The following is a 17,038-nucleotide window of genomic DNA, read 5'->3' on the forward strand; positions in this document are numbered from 1 at the left end:
CGACTACAACGTCGAGCGGGCGCAGCGCGGCATCGTCTACATCGACGAGATCGACAAGATTTCGCGCAAGTCCGACAACCCCTCGATCACCCGCGACGTCTCGGGCGAGGGCGTGCAGCAGGCGCTGCTGAAGATCCTCGAGGGCACGACGGCCTCGGTGCCGCCGCAGGGCGGTCGCAAGCACCCGCATCAGGAGTTCATCCAGATCGACACGACGAACGTGCTGTTCATCGTGGCCGGTGCGTTCGCGGGGCTGGAAGACATCATCTCAGCACGCGTCGGCAAGCGCGGCATCGGCTTCGGCGCCCCGCTGCACAGCAAGCGCGACGAGTCGGAGCTGTTCAGCGAGGTGCTGCCGGAAGATCTCCACAAGTTCGGGCTCATCCCCGAGTTCATCGGTCGTCTGCCCGTCGTGACGACCGTGTCGCCGCTCGACCAAGACGCGCTCATGCAGATCCTCACCGAGCCGAAGAACGCGCTCGTGCGCCAGTACCAGCGCATGTTCGAGATCGACGGCGTCGAGCTCGAGTTCGAGACGGATGCCCTCGAAGCGATCGCGGATCTCGCGAAGCTGCGCCAGACCGGCGCTCGCGGGCTCCGCGCCATCCTCGAAGAGGTGCTCGGCCCGATCATGTTCGACGTGCCCTCCGACGACGACGTCGCCCGCGTGGTCGTCACGAAGGCCGCCGTGCTCGAGAACGCGGCGCCGACGATCGTGCCGCGCACCGAGCAGCGCCGCGAGAAGTCCGCCTAGGTCTCGACACGCGCCTGCGCGCTACTCGACCGCCGAGGGCGCGACGAGGTGGCCGTCCTTGATCTCGAGGATGCGGTCGGCGTGCGCCGCCATCCGCGGGTCGTGCGTGGAGACGATCGCCGCGACGCCGCGATCGTGCACGAGACGCGCGATGAGCGACATCATCGCCTCGGCGTTGACGCTGTCGAGCTGACCGGTCGGCTCGTCGGCGATGAGCAGGCGTGGCGAGTTGGCGAGGGCGCGGGCGATCCCGAGACGTTGCTGTTGACCGCCGGAGAGTTCGTCAGGTCGCTGATTCTCGTGCCCCGTGAGCCCCACCGCGGCGAGCAGCTCGGCGGTGCGGCGCTCCCGATCGGCGGCGGGCATCCCGGCGATGCGCATCGGCAGCTCGACGTTCTCGGCCGCCGACAGCACGGGCAGCAGCGCGAAACCCTGGAAGATGAACCCGAGTTCGCCGCGCCGCAGGTCGACGAGCTCCGCTTCGCTCGCCCCGGTGACGACGCGGTCGCCGAGGGTGACGGTGCCGGAGGTCGGGGTGTCGAGTCCGCCGAGCAGGTTGAGCAGGGTCGTCTTGCCAGAGCCCGAGGCGCCGCGCAGGATGACGAGTTCGCCCGCGTGCAGCTCGAGATCGACGCCTGCGACGGCGTGCACCTCCGTCGGGCCCGACCCGTAGGTGCGGGTCAGGCCGGATGCTCGCAGCACAGGTACCGTCGTGCTCATCGCTCCTCCTCCGTGGTGGGGTGCACCTGCACGTGGTCGGTCTCGAGCTCGAGTCGCACGCGGTCGCGCATGTCGAGCCGAGTCAGGTAGTCCTGCGGCAACTGCATCCGCCCGACGCGATCGAGCACGGCGTACTCGCGCGCGTGCAGGCTCTCCACGCCGTGCTCGTCGACGGCGGTCCGTCGGAGCACCTCGGTGGAGGTGCGGCCGTCGCGGATCTGCACCGTGCGGCGCACCTGCGTCGACACGCCCTGGTCGTGCGTGACGATCAGCACGGTGACGCCGAGCCTCTCGTTGACGTCGCGGAGGGCGTCGAAGACGAGCTGCGAGTTGGCCTCGTCGAGCTCACCCGTGGGCTCGTCGGCGAACAGCACACGTGGTGAGTTGGCGAGGGCGACGGCGATCGCCACCCGCTGCTGCTGCCCGCCCGACAACTGCGCGGGTCGACGGTCGCGCAGAGCACCGATCCCGAGAAGGTCGAGCAGCTCGTCCACCCGTGCCGCCCGGCGGCGGACCGGCACGCGTGCGATCGACAGCGGGGTCGCGACGTTCTCGGCGGCCGAGAGGTAGGGGAGGAGGTTGCGGGAGGTCTGCTGCCAGATGAACCCGACGCTGTGCCGGCGATAGCGCGTGCGGGCGCGACGGCTCATGGTGAGCAGGTCGTGGCCGTCGACGCGCGCCTTCCCCGCTGTCGGTACGTCGAGGCCGGACAGGATCGACAGCAGCGTCGATTTGCCCGACCCCGACGCGCCGACGATGGCGGTGAGCTCGCCGTCGGCGACCTCGAGGGTGAGCCCTTGAAGGGCCTGCACCTCGACGCCTTCGGCCGAGAAGATGCGCACCAGGTCGGTGCACTCGATCTGCGGGTTCATCCGTCTCCCATCATGCGTCGCCCACCTTCAGGGCGCCGGCGGGGGCGAGTCGTCGCCCGAGTGCCACCGCGATCGCGCCGGCGGCGACCACGGTGAGGAGGAACACGAGGAGCGCGGCGGCGACCGCGAGCGGGTCGATGAGCGGGCCGGGCTGGCTGAGACCGCCGACGAAGGGCCGCAGGTCGAGCACCGACGTCACGATCCCGGCGAGCGCGATCCCGAGCCCCGAGCCGACGACGAGCGCCGCGAGCGCGAGTGGCCCCAGCTCCCAGGCGAGCACTCCGCGCAGTTGGGGGGTCGACATCCCGAGGATGCGCAGCACACCGAGCAGGCGGTTGCGTGCCGCCGCAGCGCTCACCGAGGCCAGTACGACGGTGAGCACGATGAGCAGCAGGGAGGCGGCCGCGGCGAGCAGCAGCGCGCCCTCGACCCCCTGGATGACGGGGGAGCGCGCCTCCCGCAGGCTCGACGCGGTGTCGAGCACGACGACGAGCCCGCGCACGCTCTGCGGCTGCGCCGCCGCGACGGCGGCGTCGAGGTCGGCGGCGACGGTGGCAGGCTCTGCCGCGGGGTCGAGCGAGACGAGCAGCCGCTCGGGGGCCGGCAGCCCGAGGCCGAGCTCATCGGCGGAGGCGGCGTCGACGAGCACCCAGTGCCGGGTCATGCCGGGCAGTGCGGTCGGCGGCACGGTTCCCGCGACTCGTACGACGGCATCCCCGAGCTCGGGGTCGTCGCTGCCGATGCGGTCGGCCCAGTCGGAGGAGACGAGCATCGGCACGGGGCCGCCCGCGGTGGGCGTGAGCTCGGGCAGATCGGGCCGGATGCGGTGGAGGGTCGCGGTGTCGGCGACCACGAGGAAGACGTCGCTCTCGGAGGCGCCGTCGACGAACGGCACCCCGACCGCTCGGGTGAGCGTGGCGGCGTCGCTGACACCGGGCACCGCGCGCGCCGCGTCGACGGCCCCGGAGTCGAGCACGAAGGCGCGCACCTGCAGATCGGCGCCGACGGCATCCCGAGCCCCCACCTCGAGACCGTGGCGCACCGTCGTGACGAAGACGGTCGAGAAGACGACGATCGAGACCCCGACGATGAGCGCGAGCGCGGTCGCGAAGCCGAGGGCGGGATCGCGCACCGCCCGAGCCGAACCGAGCAGACCCACCGCACCGTCGCGCGCGCGAAGGAGTCGCTGAAGCGCGAGCGGGGGAGCCGGGTAGAGCCGCAGGGCGATGACGCACACCGCGAGCGCGAGCAGCAGCGGGGTCGCCGACAGCAGCGGATCGACACCCACCGCGGCGGCGGACGGCACGAGTCCCCGCCGCGAGAGCAGCCAGAGCGCGACGGCGGCGAGTCCGACGATCCCGAGCTCGACGACGATCCGCGCGCGTGAGGTGCCCCGCATCCGAAGGTCGTTGCGGGGTGGACGGAGGCCACGCGGCGAGGTCAGCGCGGCGAACAGCACGATCGGCGCGAGCGCGAGCAGAACCGGAGCGATCCCACCCGCGAGCCCCGGATCTCCGGGGAGCAGCACGGCGGCGAGCACCATCCCGATCGCCGCCGGGGGGACGGCGACGAGCAGTCCCTCGAGTGCCATCATGCCGCGCACCTGGAGGCCGCTCGCCCCCCGGGCGGCGAGGAGCGAGAGCGCGGACGTGCGGCGGGCGATGACCGAGCGGATGCCGAGGGCGACGACCGCGAGCAGCACTCCGAGCAGACCGGAGAGGCTCAGGGCGAGCAGCGCCGACACCGCGGTCACGCGCTCCTGCACCCGGTCGAGGGCGTCGGGCAGACCGCTGCGGAACTCGAGGCTGCCGCCCCGGGGTAGGAACGTCGCCGTCGACGCGAGCTCGCGCACCTGCGCCGCGACGACCTCGGCGTCGGCGAGGGCGATCCTCGCCGGATCGATCGGCACCCAGGCCTCGAGCCGCCCGTTCTGCAGCGGGTCCTGCAGCGGGATCGCCGTCTCGGGAGCGACGTAGACGCTCGTGCGGATCGTCGGCAGCACCCCGGGCTCGGCTTCGACGATCGGCGCGAGCAGACTCGACTGGTGCTGCCAGTAAGTGTCGTCGGCGTCGACCGGCTCGTAGACGGCGGCGACGCGCAGGTCGGCGGGGAGGTATCCGAGCACGTCGCCGATCTCGAGTCCTGCGGCATCGGCGACCGCGGCGGAGAGCGCGACGTCGATCGGGGCGTCGGGGTCGAGGTCGGGCCGCCACGGTTCCGGTAGCTCCCCCTCGAGCACCCGGATGCGGTCGGCGACGCGCAGATCGAGCGCGAGGTCGACGATGAGCCGCAGACGGCGCACCCCCGGTGGCGACGCGTCGTCGGCGACCGTGCGCGCGACCCACTGCGGGGTGAGGGTCGCGCTCGCGAGCGGATCGGTCAGCCGCTCGGGCGTGTGCACGATCGCGCTGTCCATCGCGCCGAGCAATCGGTCGAGGTCACCCTCCGGAGTGGTCTGTGCGAATCCGACGCGGCCGCTCGCGCTCAGGTCGATGAGCACGGGGGAGGCCGAGGTCAGCTGGAACCGTAGTTCTTCCGTACCGACGGCGGCGAGGGCACGCGGGGCGAGCGCGGTCGCGAGCACCGCGAGCCCGACGAGAATCCCGACGAGCACCGACCCCGTGACGCCGGAGCGCAGATGCCGCACGACGAGCGCGGGGCTGCTCAGCCCGCTCATCGCGACTCCTCCGACGGCGAGGCGGTGCGGGCGGCGCGGGCGAGGTCGGCGCGGGCGACGATGACGACGGCGAGGAGCGCGACGACGAGGGCGCCGAGCGCGAGCACGAGCGGCACGACGGCGACGGCGGCCGACGTCGCGATCTGCGGGTCGAGGCCCGGGACCGCGGCGCGCGCGACCGGAGGGACGGTGAGGACCACGACGGCCGCCCCGGCGAGGAGCCCCGCGAGTGCGCCGTAGCCGACCACCGCGCCGAGCTCGCGCCCTCGGATGGCGGCCTGGTCGGCGGGCGAGAGGCCGAGCGCACGCAGGATGGCGATGCCGCTCCGACGCTCTCGGCGGAGCGACCGCCCCGCGGCCACCACCCCGGCGACGGCGAGCACGGCGCACCCGGCGGCGGCGAGCCACAGCGCGAGGACGGCGGAGCCGAGCAGCTCGCGCCCGGCGGGATCCCCCGCGGAGTCGATGCGGCTGTTCGCGGGCAGCAGTTCGCGCACGTCGGGGAGGGTCGCGGCGGGATCGTCGGTCGAGATCCAGAGGTCGGTCGATCCCGGTTGCCGGTCGGTGAGTCGCAACCCGTAGTGCTGCACGACCGTGAGGTCGAGCAGGAGCGCCACGGCGGTCGGGGATGTCGGCACCACCGGGACGATGCCGATGACGTCGACGACGAGCTGCTGCGTGACGCTGCCGACCGAGAAGGTGAGGTCATCGCCGACGTCGACGCTGTACGCGTCGGCGAGCGCCTGCGAGACGACGACCGGGGGCTTCACGTCGTCGCTGAACCCGCCGTCGAGCGTCGCGGTCAGGCGGGCGCGCTCGGTCGACGTCACCGCGCGGAAGCCGAGACCGTCGTCGGTCGGGGTCGGCGGGTACGAGGTCGCCACCGGCGAGTCGGGGAACCACACGCCCTCGAGCGGCAGCTCTTCCGCCGCCCCGCCGCTCGTCGCGGTCAGGCTGCCCAGCCGCAGGGTGCCCGGCGAGACTCCGGTCACCGACGCGTCGGGGATGTCCACGTCGAACGCGACGAGGCGCAGCGCCGCGGCGACGCGGTCGAGCACCGCGGGCAGCTCACCCGAGTAGAGGGTCTCGGCTCGCACCGGATCGGTCGGGGCGGTCGGATCGGCACTCGTCGTGACGACCGCGAGGGGCACGAGACGCTGCACGCCGTAGGAGTCGCGCACGATCGCCGTGACCTGCGGCGGCACCTCGAAGAACTCGGTGCGCACGGTGAGGCGGAGCTCCGTTGTGCCGGCCGGTACCACCGGCCCGGGGGGCGCGATACGCAGCGCATCCGCTGCAGCGACCGGGTCGAAGGCGCCGGGGAACGACGCGGCGACGGAGGCGAGGGCGTCGGGCGCGACCGACACGATCGTGCCCGAGCCGGTGCCGAGCTGCAGGTCGTCGAGTTCGAGCGGCGCGATCCCTTCGACGCCCGGGACCTCCTGGAGTCGGTCGACGGCCTCGGCCGGGATGCCGGGGGAGTTGGCAGAGACATGCAGGTCGGACCCTGCGCGCAGCTCGCCCGCGAGGTCGAAGGTCGCCGTCCAGGTCGCCTGGTAGCCGGCCGCCGTGACGATGCTGCCGACGCCGAGCGCGACGACGAGGAGCGGGGCGGCGGCGAGGGCGGGACGACGCGACACCGTGCGGCTCGACAGCAGCCGACGCACCCCGCCGCGCGTTGCGAGTCGTTCGTCGAGGCGCGCGACGAACGGGAAGATCGCGAGCGCCCCGAGCGCGACGGCGACGAGGGTGAGCGCGGGGGCCGGAACCGCCACGGGGTCGACAGCGCTGCCGCCGTTCGCGGTCGGAGTGACGGGCGACCCGTAGAGGTTCAACTGCCAGACCGAGAGCGCCGCCGCGGCGACCGCGAGCGCGAGTACGCCGCCGCCGGTCAGCCGACGGCGGCGGCCGGTGGCATCCGAGGGGTCGCGCACGGTCTGTCGCAGCGCCGAGCGCGCGGTGCTCACGGCGACCGTCGTCGTCGCGGCCACCACCGTCGCGATCACCGGGAGGGCGAGCGAGGGCAGGGAGACGGCTCCCACCCCGGGGAGGAGAGCCAGGATGCCGAGGGCGGCCCCGACGCCGAGAAGCGCGCCGAGTGCGGCGACGACCGCCACCTCGGCCGCGGAGCGGGTCGCGATGCCGAGGGCGGAAGCCCCGCGCGACCAGAGCAATGCGGTCTCGGCCGCGCGGAGCGCCGTGAGCAGGCGGGCGAGTTCGGCGAACGTGACGAGTGCGATCGCGCCGAGCAGCAGCAGGGCGACGGGCTGAACGGCTCGGAATCCCGCGATTCCGGCATCGAGGTCGTTCACCGTCTGCAGAAGCCTGCCGCTCTTGGCGAGGCCGCGAAGTCCGCCGTCCTCGCCCTCCCAGCCGCGGTGGAGGGTGCGCCAGGCACTCGCGAGCCGGTCCAGCTCGTCGACGTCGACCGCGGCGAGCGACGGGACGAGGGTCCAGCGCGCCTGCGGGCGCACCTCCTCCCACGCGCTCCAGGCCGACTCCGGCACGATGACGGGTCCGATCGCCGTCGACAAGCGCCCGGTCTCGATGAGCGGGTCACCGAGCCAGCGCGGGTCGAGCCTGTCGGTGGCGCGCCAGGTGCCGGCGACGGTGAAGGCCGTGCCCTCGATCGTGAGCGGGTCGCCCGGAGCGAGCCCGAGTTCGGCCGCGGCGTCGGCTTGCACGAGCACCTCGTCGTCGTCGGCGTAGTCCCCGGAGACGAGCGACAGCCGCTGCTCGTCGTCGTCCAGGCTCAGGACGACGACGCGCCGCGTGACACCGTCACCGTCGGCGGCGGCGGCCTCGGCCTGGAGGCTCCGGTCGACGGCGATCGGCACGTCGACGGTCGCGAAGCGGCGGTCGATCATCCCCCGCACGTCGGCGTCCTGCCGGGTCGCGTCGGCGGCGAGCGGCAGACCGAGCCGGAGTGCGAGGTACGCGCCCGAGCGCTCCGCGAAGCCCGCACGCACGCCGGCCGCTGCTTGACGGTCGAGATACCCGGCGATCCCGGCCGCGAGCCCGACGACGAGGGTGGAGGTGATGAGCAGCGCCACGAACCAGCCAGCGTGCTCCCGCAGGCGGGTGAGCGGGGACGGCACGTCTTGAGGACCTCACTCGCGTTGGGAAGTTGCCGGAAGTCTATGCGTCGGGCGTCTCTCCGGCCCACAGTCCGATCCGTCACGTCGCGGACTTGACCTGTACTTCATTCCCTGCTTTATTAACTCCTGAACTAAGTCACGCCGATGTGACCGACCCGACACAGCCGAGGACCTCGATGGTGAACCATCCGACTGCGCGCACCGACCTGAGTCGGTCCGCGATCCTCGCCCATCTGGGCGCGCAGGGGGCCGCGTCGCGCGCCGACCTCGCTCGCGCTCTCGACCTCTCACCGGCACTCATGACGCAACTCGTGAAGGGTCTGCTCGCCGACGGCCTCGTAGAGGAGCGCGACGAACAGCGCTCAGGAGGACGTCCCGCCCGCCTGCTCGGGCTCGCCACCGCGGCCGGACGCGCCGTGGGCGTGAAGGTTGCGCCCGACCACCTCGCGTTCGTGGACGTCGGCCTCGATGGTGCGGTGGTGCGCTCCGCGCACGAGCCTTTCGATCCGACGACCCCGACGATGCTCGATGAACTCGTGAAGGCTCTCGAACGGTTCATCGACGGTGGTGCGCTGCCCGTGCTCGGCATCGGCGTCGGCGTTCCGGGTGCTGTCGACGAGCAGGGAAACGGTCTCACCGACTCGCACCAACTCGGGTGGGCGAAGATTCCGCTCGGCTCGGCGCTACGACGAGCACTGGGCCTCCCCGTGCTCGTCGAGAACAACGTGAACGCCCTCGCGATGGCCGAGCAGCTCTTCGGGCTCGGGCGCCAGCACCGCAACTATCTCGTGCTCACCATCGGCTCCGGCGTCGGTGCGGCGATCGTCGTCGATGGCGTCGTCGTGCGCGGCGGCTCGGGAGGCGCGGGCGAGATCGGCCACGTTCCCGTCGTAGAGGGTGGAGCCTCCTGCACGTGCGGCAACTCCGGGTGCCTCGAGTCGATCGTCGGCGAGGCGGCGCTCGAGAGTGCGGCCCGAGAAGCCGGTGTGATCTCGCCGGCTGCAGGGATCACCGCCCTCACGCGTGCGGCAGACGACGGTGACGCCGAGGCGCAGCGGATCTTCGGTCGCGCCGGTCACGACCTGGCGCGGGTGGTCGCGGGCGTCGTGCAGATCTTCGACCCCGAGGTCGTCGTCGTGCTCGGAGAGGGAACGGCGGCCTGGTCCCACTGGTCGTACGGCTTCGAGCCCGAGTTCCGCCGCGCGCTCCTTCCCGCCCGGCGCGGCGTGCCTGTCGTCGTTGAGAACTGGACCGACGAGAGCTGGGCGCAGGGCGCTGCCGCCCTGGTGCTCTCCACGCCGTTCGACTCGGGCGGCCTCGCCGGCGAGCAGGGCCGCCTCGTGCGCTCGCGGCTCAACGACCTCTCGACTCTTCAGGAGGAATCCGATGGTCGGTGAACGCGGAGCGAAAAAGCTCCTGCTCATCCTGCTCTTCCTGCTGCCGGCGCTCATCCCGCTCGTCGCGTTCCGGCTGTTCCCGATGGTCGCGTCGGTCTGGGTGAGCCTCGTGGAATGGAATCTGCTGCGGCCTCCCGTCTTCGTCGGGATCGCGAACTACACCGAGGTGCTGGGCGACCCGCGCTTCCACAAGGCGCTCGGCAACACCCTCTACTACATGGTCGGGTACCTGCCGCTCGTGCTCGTCGGCGCACTCGCCGTCGCGCTGCTGCTCAACTCCCGGCTCAATGGACTGGCGTTCTTCCGCAGCATCTACTTCTTGCCGGTCGTCACGAGCTGGGTCGTCGTCGCGCTGCTCTGGAAGTGGCTGCTCAGCCCGCAAGGCGGGATGGTCAACTACCTGCTGAGCCTCGTCGGCATCGAGGGCCCTGGCTGGTGGACCGACCCGGACTGGGCGATGCCGGCCATCATCATCGCCTCGGTCTGGAAGGACCTCGGCTTCAACATGCTGATCCTGCTCGCCGGGTTGCAGAACATCCCGGAGGAGCTGTACGAGGCGGCGCGCATCGACGGCGCGGGGGTGTGGCGGCGCATCCGCTCGATCACGCTCCCCCTCCTGACCCCGTCGATCCTCTTCGTGATGATCCTCGCCATGATCGGGGCGTTCCAGGTATTCGACCAGGTCTGGGTCATGACCGAAGGCGGCCCGGGAGGCGCGACGACCGTCGTCATGGAGCAGGTCGTGCAGAACGCCTTCCGGTACGGCCGGATGGGCGAGGCGTCGGCGATGAGCTGGATCCTCTTCGCGATCATCCTGACCTTCACCGTCCTGCAGCTGAGGTTCCAACGGAAGTGGGTGCACTATGGGAATTGAGCGCCCGTGGGTCTCGGCCCTGCGCATCGCCGTCATCGCAGGCGGCGCCGTCATCTTCCTCTTCCCGTTCGTGTGGATGGTCGCGACCTCCCTCACGACCGACAGCGAGCTGTTCAAGACGCCGCCGTCGATCATCCCGAACCCCGTCGACACATCGGCTTACGAGCGGCTCTTCAGCGGCGAGATCCCGCTCGGTCGCTGGATCCTCAACAGCCTCGGGGTCTCGCTCGCCGTGATGCTGCTGCAGGTGCTGACGAGTGCGATGGCGGCGTACGCCTTCACGCGCTTCCAGTTCCGCGGACGCAATGCGCTCTTCGTGCTGTTCCTCGCGACGCTCATGGTGCCGTTCCAGGTGATGGTGGTGCCGCTCTTCATCGAGCTGCGCTACCTGGGGCTGCTCGACAGCTACGCCGGCCTCATCATCCCCGAGATCGCGATGCCGTTCGGTGTCTTCCTGCTGCGCCAGGCGTTCCTCACGATCCCGCGCGACTACGAGGAGGCGGCCTTCGTCGACGGCGCGGGCCACATCCGGGTCTTCACCCGCATCATCCTGCCGATGTCGAAGCCCGCGCTCGCCACCGTCGCCGTCTTCTCGTTCATGGGGTCGTGGAACAACTTCCTCTGGCCGCTCGTCGTCATCAACAACCCGGAGCTCATGACGCTCCCCCTCGGACTCTCCAGCCTGTCCAGTCGCTTTGTCACCGACTGGAACCTGTTGCTGGCGGGGGCGACTCTCTCGGTCCTTCCGATCGTCGCCGTCTTTCTGTTCGCGCAGCGCTACATCCTCCAAGGCGTTGCCATGTCCGGGCTCAAAGGCTGAGTCCGCTCACGAGAGGAAATTCCATGTCACTCACATTCCGACGCTCGCGCGCCGCGATCGCCCTCGGGGCGGCCGCGATCGCGAGCCTGGCCCTCGCCGGATGCACCGGCTCCTCCGACGACGGCGGCCCCGTCGAGATCGAGTACTTCAACTTCACGGCCGGTGCCGACCACGAAGACAAGCTCGAGCGGATCGTCGCGGCGTTCGAGGATGAGAACCCCGACATCACCGTCAAGGTCTCCAACGCGGCCTTCGAGGACTACTTCACCCAGTTGAAGACGCAGATCGCCGGCAACACCGCGCCCGACACGTTCGAGCTCAACTACGAGAACTTCGTGTCGTTCGCGGCCTCGGGTGCGCTCCTCGATCTCGAGGCGCAGATCGGCGACGGCGGCATCGACCCCGCCGCGTTCTACCCGAAGGCGTACGACGCGTTCACATACGACGGCATCCAGTACGGGCTTCCGGAGAGCTTCTCCGTCGTCGTCCTCTACTACAACAAGGACCTCTTCGACCAGGCGGGTGTCGAGTACCCCACCGAGGAGTGGACCTGGGACGACGAGCAGGAGGCCGCCGAGGCCATCCGCGCCCTCGGCGACGACATCTACGGCGTCTATCAGCCGGTGCAGTTCTTCGAGTTCTACAAGGTGCTCGCCCAGAACGGTGGCGAGTTCTTCAACGCCGACCTGACCGAGGCGACCTTCAACAGCCCGGAGGGTGTCGAGGCGGCAGAGTGGCTCGTCGAGAAGGTCGGCACCACGATGCCCACCGACGCGCAGCGCGACGGTCGCGGCGACGACCTGCTGTTCATGGACGGCAAGGTCGGCATGTGGCACACCGGGATCTGGATGTTCGGGCTGCTCGCGGACGGGATGTCCGGCAACTGGGACATCGCCGTCGAGCCGGGGAACGCCCAGCGCGCGTCGCACTTCTTCGCCAACGCCGCGGTCGCGTCGGCCACCACGGAGCACCCCGAAGCTGCCGCCAAGTGGCTGCAGTTCCTCGCCGCCAGCGAGGTCACGGTGGACGAGCGTCTCAACGGCAACTGGGAACTGCCCGCCGTGTTCGACGACACCCTGCTCGCGCCCTACCTCGAGCAGAGCCCGCCGGCGAACCGTCAGGCCGTGTTCGACGCGCTCGAGGGCGTCGTCGTACCGCCCGTGATCGAGCGCCAGCAGGAACTGCAGGACATCGTCACGCTCTACCTGCAGAAGGCGGTCATCGGCGAACTGTCGGTCGAGGAGGCCCTCAACCAGGCCAAGGCGGAAGTCGACGCACTGCTCTGATGAAAATCGACCCGATTCACGCCCGTCTCGTGCCTCGTAGCATCGAGGTCATCCGGGGCGGTCAGGCGGCCACGGGAGCGTACCTCGCGTCTCCCACCTTCCCCACGTACCAGTACTCCTGGTTCCGGGACGGGGCGTTCATCGCCGATGCGATGAGCCGGGTGGGTGAGGCGGACAGCGCGGAGGCGTTCTTCGGCTGGTGCGCCAAGATCCTGACAGACCGCCGCGACCAGGTCCTGAACCTGGTCGAGCGGGGTGAGCGCGGCGTGGAGGACGTCGCGCTCACCGACCACCTCCACACGCGATATCGCACCGACGGCACGGAGTCGCCGGTGGAGTGGGAGAACTTCCAACTCGACGGCTACGGCACCTGGTTGTGGGCGCTCGGCGAGCATCGCGAGCGCCACGGAGCCGACATCGATCGCTATCTCGCGGGCATCGAGCTCACCGTCGCCTACCTGTGCGCGTTCTGGTCAAGCCCGTTCTACGACTGGTGGGAGGAGAACGGCGACCTTCGGCATCCCTCGAGCCTCGCCGCCGTGCGCGCCGGCCTCGTCGCGGCGTCGTCGTGGCCGGAGGTGCCGCGACCCCTGCGCGACAGGGCGGCGACGGTCGCGGAGGAGATCCGCGCGTTCGTGCTGCGCGAGGCCGTCGTCGACGGGCACCTGGTCAAGCACCTCGGATCGACCGACGTCGACGCCAGCCTCGTCGCGTGCGTGACGCCGTTCCGCCTCGTCGACCCCACCGACCCGATCGCCGTCGCCACCGTCGAACGCGTGCGGCACGAACTCGCCCCCGGCGGCGTCTACCGCTACCTCGCCGATACCTTCTACGGCGGCGGGGAGTGGGTGCTGCTCGCCGCGTTCCTCGGCTGGCACGACGCCGAGCAGGGGGATCGGGATGCCGCGCTCGCCCGGCTCGAGTGGATCGCGCGCCAGGCGGATGCCGAGCTCCATCTTCCCGAGCAGGTCGACGGCAACGCGCTGTTCCCCGACCGCATCGAGGAGTGGGTGCAGAGATGGGGGCCGAGCGCGCGACCCCTCCTCTGGTCCCACGCCATGTACCTGACCCTCGCCCACGCCCTCGGCCTGACCTCGCAGAGGACCCCATGATCCGCCACACCCCGATCGGACGCGGTCACAAGTACCGCGCGAGCCTCGACCAGCGTCACCCGGTGCTGCCGACCACGGGCGAGGAGGTCACCGTCGGGGCACTCGCAGCCCCGGGGCTCGCCGTCCACGTCGAGGTCGAGCGAGACGGCATCCTCTCGACGGTCGCCGCGACCGCGATCGACTCGATCGGCTCGGGACGCGGCCTCGCCGACGCCGACGGGCACCTCGCCGCCGCGGCGGAGGCGGGGGAGGACACGGGCGGCCTCGACCCCTGGTCGGCCTCGATCGGTCCCTTCTCGGCGGACGAGTCCGTGCGCTACCGGCTGCGCTCCGGGGACGCCAGGACGACGACCGCCTGGTTCGAACTCCCCGTGTCGGCCTGGTCGGCCGAGGGTGGCCGGCTCGACATCGATGGCGGCGCGGCGGACCTCGTCGTGCCCAGCAGCGTCGAGTGGCTCGCCGCTGACGGCGCCGGACCCACGCGCGTGCGGTTCGCCTTGCGCCTGGCTGCCTCGGAGCACGTCGTCGGGCTGGGCGAGCGATTCCACGCGCTCGATCAGGTCGGCCGCGCCGTCGATGCGACGGTCTTCGAGCAGTACTGCGACCAGGGCGAGCGGACGTATCTCCCTGTCCCCTTCGCCCACGTCGTCGGCGGCTCCGGCTGGGGCTTCCACGTCGACACGACCCGGCGCGTCTGGTTCGACGTCGCTTCGCGCGAACCCGGGATGCTGTGGGTCGAGGTGCAGCTGGATCCGGCCGATCCCTTCCTCGCCGTGCATACCTGGTCGGGCACACCCGCCGAGGTGCTCGACGGGTTCTTCGGAGTCGTCGGTCGCCCCAAGGCGATCCCGGATTGGGCGTATCAGCCCTGGATCAGTTCGAACGAATGGAACACGCAGGCACGCGTGGAGGCCGAGGTGGCCCGGAGTCTCGCGGAGGGCGTCGCCGTCGGGGCGATCGTCATCGAGGCGTGGAGCGACGAGGGCACGATCCACATCTGGCGCGACGCGCGGTACACACCGCGCCACGACGGCGAGCCGCTGCGCTATGACGACTTCAGCTTCCCCGACGATGGCGCCTGGCCTGACCCGAAGGGCATGATCGAGAGGCTCCGCGCGCAGGGGGTGCGCACCATCCTCTGGCAGATCCCCGTCGTCCCCGACCACGACCTCGAAGACGACGAGCAGCTCATCGCCGACCGGGTCGCCCTCGTCGACCGCGGGTACGCCGTGATGGAGGAGGACGGGCGCCCGTATCGCAACCGCGGCTGGTGGTTCCCCCGTGCCCTCCTCCCCGACTTCACTCGCGCCGAGGTGCGCCGGTGGTGGACCGACAAGCGCCGTTACCTCGTCGAGGAGATGGGCGTCGCGGGCTTCAAGACCGACGGCGGCGAGCACACGTGGGGCGACGAGCTGCGGTTCGGCGACGGCACCCGAGGGGATGTTTCCAACAACCGCTACCCGAACTTGTACGCGCAGGCCTTCCACGAGCTGCTCGACTCGGCCGGCGTCGACGGCGTGACGTTCTCACGCGCGGGCCACGCCGGAGCGGGATCCTTCCCCGCGCACTGGGCCGGCGACGAACGCTCGACGTGGCCCGCCTACCGCGCGTCCGTGACGGCCGGCCTCACCGCGGGCGTGAGCGGCGTCTTCTCCTGGAGTTGGGACCACGGAGGGTTCTCGGGCGAGCTGCCGACCGTGGAGCTCTACCTCCGCACGGCGGCGATGGCGGTGTTCAGCCCGATCATGCAGTACCACGCCGAGTTCAACGCCCACCGCGTCCCGTCGCGCGATCGTACGCCATGGAATGTCGCCGAGCAGTCGGGAGACCCTCGGGCGCTCTCGCTCTACAAGCACTTCACCGACATCCGCACGCGCCTCGCACCGTATCTGGTCGAGGAGGGGCAACGAGCGATCGAGACGTCGACACCGCTCATGCGACCGCTCTTCTTCGACCTGCCCGACGACGAGCGCATCTGGGACTTCCCGTTCCAGTACCTGCTCGGATCGGCGCTGCTCGTGGCCCCCGTCGTGGAGGAGGGCGCCACGCGCTGGAGCACCTACCTGCCGGCCGGTCGCTGGGTAGACGCGTGGACGGGGGAGGAGTTCGAGGGCGGCCGGGTCATCGAGCGGGCGGTGCCTCTCGACGAGATCCCGGTGTACGTGCGGGCCGACCGCTGGGCGGGACTGCGCGACGTCTTCGAGGGCTGAGCGACCCTAGGCTGGCGGGATGCGCGCCACCTCGATCGCCCAGCCGATCTCCGCGGGCGTCGTCGCCGGGGTCACCGGTTTCGCGAGCGGGTTCCCGCTGCTCATCGCGGGGCTGCACAACGTCGGCGCGAGCGACGAGCAGGCGGCGTCGGGGCTGCTGATGCTGTGCCTGATCCCGGGCGTCATCACGATCGTGCTGAGCCTCGTCACCCGCATCCCGATCTCGGTCGTCTGGTCGACCCCGGCCGCGGCGCTCGTGCTCGCGTCGGCCGGGACCGACGACTACGCGAGCGCGGTCGGCGCGTTCCTGCTGTGCGGTCTCCTGCTCGTCGTCACCGGCCTGTGGCCGTGGCTCGCGCGCACGGTCACGCGCATCCCGAAACCGATCGCGAGCGCGATGCTCGCCGGCATCCTGTTCCCGATCTGCCTCGCCCCGGTCACCGCGAGCTTCGAGCTGCCCTGGCTCGCGCTGCCGATCGTGCTCACCTGGCTCGTGCTCCTCAAGTTCGCCCCCCGCTGGGCGGTGCCCGGTGCCGTCGTCGTCACGGTGATCGTCGTCGCGGTCTCGAGCAGCGGCGCCGACCTCTCGGGGGCGCGCATCCTGCCGGTGCTCGCCCCGGTGCTGCCCGGCTTCGACCCCGCCATCGTGATCGGGCTCGGAGTTCCGATCTACCTCGTGACCATGGCCGGGCAGAACGTGCCGGGCTTCGCCGTGCTGCGCACCTTCGGCTTCGAGCATCCCCCGGCGCGCGCGATCTTCTTGAGCACCGGGGCGGGCAACCTGCTCGCGGCACCGTTCGGCGGCATCGCGCTCAACCTCGCCGCGATGACGGCGGCGATGGTCGCCGGCCCCGACGCGCATCCCGACCGCGACCGCCGCTGGATCGCGGGCGTCACCGGTGGAGCGACCCTCGCGGTGCTCGGCCTGCTCTCCGGGGTCGCGACGGTGCTCGTCGTCGTGAGCCCGCCCGTGCTCATCACGACGGTCGCGGGTCTCGCCCTGCTCGGCGCGCTCATCACCGCGGTGACCACGGCGCTCGAGGAGCCCGCACACCGCATCGTCGCGATCCTGACCTTCCTCGTCGCCGTGTCGGGCGTCTCGATCGCCGGCATCGGGTCGGCGTTCTGGGCCCTGCTCGTCGGCGGGATCGTGATGCTCTGGATGCGGCCGTGGCGGCGCCGCCGTCAGCTCGCGGAGGATGCGCCAGACGTCTGATG

12 protein-coding genes are annotated in these 17,038 nt (G+C 71.2%); 8 read left to right on the forward strand and 4 right to left on the reverse strand.

The window, feature by feature from the left end; all coding sequences use genetic code 11:
- The coding region (gene clpX / locus ACO1X9_RS03635) for an ATP-dependent Clp protease ATP-binding subunit ClpX (protein ID WP_486349467.1) at positions 1-754 on the forward strand (754 nt) is incomplete at its 5' end.
- A 21-nt stretch (positions 755-775) separates the two neighbouring features.
- Here the strand turns inward: clpX and ACO1X9_RS03640 are convergent.
- Genes ACO1X9_RS03640 through ACO1X9_RS03655 form a run of 4 tightly spaced genes read right to left on the reverse strand, consistent with a single transcriptional unit; the run spans position 776 to position 8,121 of the window.
- The gene (locus ACO1X9_RS03640; RefSeq protein ID WP_486349468.1) at positions 776-1,474 is read right to left on the reverse strand and encodes an ABC transporter ATP-binding protein; all 699 of its coding nucleotides are present in this window, start codon (positions 1,472-1,474) and stop codon (positions 776-778) included.
- Positions 1,471-2,346, reverse strand: coding sequence for an ABC transporter ATP-binding protein (locus ACO1X9_RS03645; protein ID WP_486349469.1), 876 nt, complete (start codon positions 2,344-2,346; stop codon positions 1,471-1,473). Before ACO1X9_RS03645 ends, ACO1X9_RS03640 begins: the two co-directional genes overlap by 4 nt.
- Before the next feature lie 10 nt (positions 2,347-2,356).
- Positions 2,357-5,023, reverse strand: a complete 2,667-nt coding sequence (locus ACO1X9_RS03650) for an FtsX-like permease family protein (RefSeq protein ID WP_486349470.1) — start codon at positions 5,021-5,023, stop codon at positions 2,357-2,359.
- A complete protein-coding gene (locus tag ACO1X9_RS03655) occupies positions 5,020-8,121 on the reverse strand; it encodes an FtsX-like permease family protein (RefSeq protein WP_486349471.1) in 3,102 nt (1,033 codons plus the stop codon). The genes ACO1X9_RS03650 and ACO1X9_RS03655 overlap by 4 nt, the downstream gene beginning before the upstream one ends.
- 179 nt (positions 8,122-8,300) lie before the next feature.
- Between ACO1X9_RS03655 and ACO1X9_RS03660 the strand changes: the two genes are divergently transcribed.
- The 7 genes from ACO1X9_RS03660 to ACO1X9_RS03690 are packed head-to-tail and all read left to right on the forward strand — an operon-like array spanning position 8,301 to position 17,036.
- Positions 8,301-9,518: an ROK family protein gene (locus ACO1X9_RS03660; RefSeq protein ID WP_486349472.1), complete on the forward strand. Its 1,218-nt coding sequence runs from the start codon at positions 8,301-8,303 to the stop codon at positions 9,516-9,518.
- A complete protein-coding gene (locus ACO1X9_RS03665; protein WP_486349473.1) occupies positions 9,508-10,392 on the forward strand; it encodes a carbohydrate ABC transporter permease in 885 nt (294 codons plus the stop codon). The genes ACO1X9_RS03660 and ACO1X9_RS03665 overlap by 11 nt, the downstream gene beginning before the upstream one ends.
- Positions 10,382-11,212, forward strand: coding sequence for a carbohydrate ABC transporter permease (locus ACO1X9_RS03670; protein WP_486349474.1), 831 nt, complete (start codon positions 10,382-10,384; stop codon positions 11,210-11,212). Before ACO1X9_RS03665 ends, ACO1X9_RS03670 begins: the two co-directional genes overlap by 11 nt.
- Positions 11,213-11,235: 23 nt before the next feature.
- Positions 11,236-12,498: an ABC transporter substrate-binding protein gene (locus tag ACO1X9_RS03675; protein ID WP_486349475.1), complete on the forward strand. Its 1,263-nt coding sequence runs from the start codon at positions 11,236-11,238 to the stop codon at positions 12,496-12,498.
- A complete protein-coding gene (locus tag ACO1X9_RS03680; protein ID WP_486349476.1) occupies positions 12,498-13,610 on the forward strand; it encodes a glycoside hydrolase family 15 protein in 1,113 nt (370 codons plus the stop codon). Before ACO1X9_RS03675 ends, ACO1X9_RS03680 begins: the two co-directional genes overlap by 1 nt.
- Positions 13,607-15,820 (forward strand): glycoside hydrolase family 31 protein, encoded by a 2,214-nt coding sequence (locus tag ACO1X9_RS03685; RefSeq protein WP_486349477.1) that lies wholly within the window; start codon positions 13,607-13,609, stop codon positions 15,818-15,820. The genes ACO1X9_RS03680 and ACO1X9_RS03685 overlap by 4 nt, the downstream gene beginning before the upstream one ends.
- 19 nt (positions 15,821-15,839) lie before the next feature.
- Entirely contained in the window at positions 15,840-17,036 is a 1,197-nt protein-coding gene (locus ACO1X9_RS03690; protein WP_486349478.1) for a benzoate/H(+) symporter BenE family transporter, read from the forward strand.
- The last annotated feature ends 2 nt before the right edge of the window (positions 17,037-17,038 follow it).

The sequence above is a fragment of the Pseudolysinimonas sp. genome (assembly GCF_057350545.1).

What these genes read in the sequence shown, in the direction of transcription:
- ACO1X9_RS03690 (WP_486349478.1), top strand. Translation starts at nt 15,840, where the DNA reads ATGCGCGCCACCTCGATCGCCCAGCCGATCTCCGCGGGCGTCGTCGCC.
- ACO1X9_RS03650 (WP_486349470.1), bottom strand. Translation starts at nt 5,023, where the DNA reads ATGAGCGGGCTGAGCAGCCCCGCGCTCGTCGTGCGGCATCTGCGCTCC.
- ACO1X9_RS03645 (WP_486349469.1), bottom strand. Translation starts at nt 2,346, where the DNA reads ATGAACCCGCAGATCGAGTGCACCGACCTGGTGCGCATCTTCTCGGCC.
- ACO1X9_RS03680 (WP_486349476.1), top strand. Translation starts at nt 12,498, where the DNA reads ATGAAAATCGACCCGATTCACGCCCGTCTCGTGCCTCGTAGCATCGAG.
- ACO1X9_RS03675 (WP_486349475.1), top strand. Translation starts at nt 11,236, where the DNA reads ATGTCACTCACATTCCGACGCTCGCGCGCCGCGATCGCCCTCGGGGCG.
- ACO1X9_RS03685 (WP_486349477.1), top strand. Translation starts at nt 13,607, where the DNA reads ATGATCCGCCACACCCCGATCGGACGCGGTCACAAGTACCGCGCGAGC.
- ACO1X9_RS03670 (WP_486349474.1), top strand. Translation starts at nt 10,382, where the DNA reads ATGGGAATTGAGCGCCCGTGGGTCTCGGCCCTGCGCATCGCCGTCATC.
- ACO1X9_RS03640 (WP_486349468.1), bottom strand. Translation starts at nt 1,474, where the DNA reads ATGAGCACGACGGTACCTGTGCTGCGAGCATCCGGCCTGACCCGCACC.
- ACO1X9_RS03665 (WP_486349473.1), top strand. Translation starts at nt 9,508, where the DNA reads ATGGTCGGTGAACGCGGAGCGAAAAAGCTCCTGCTCATCCTGCTCTTC.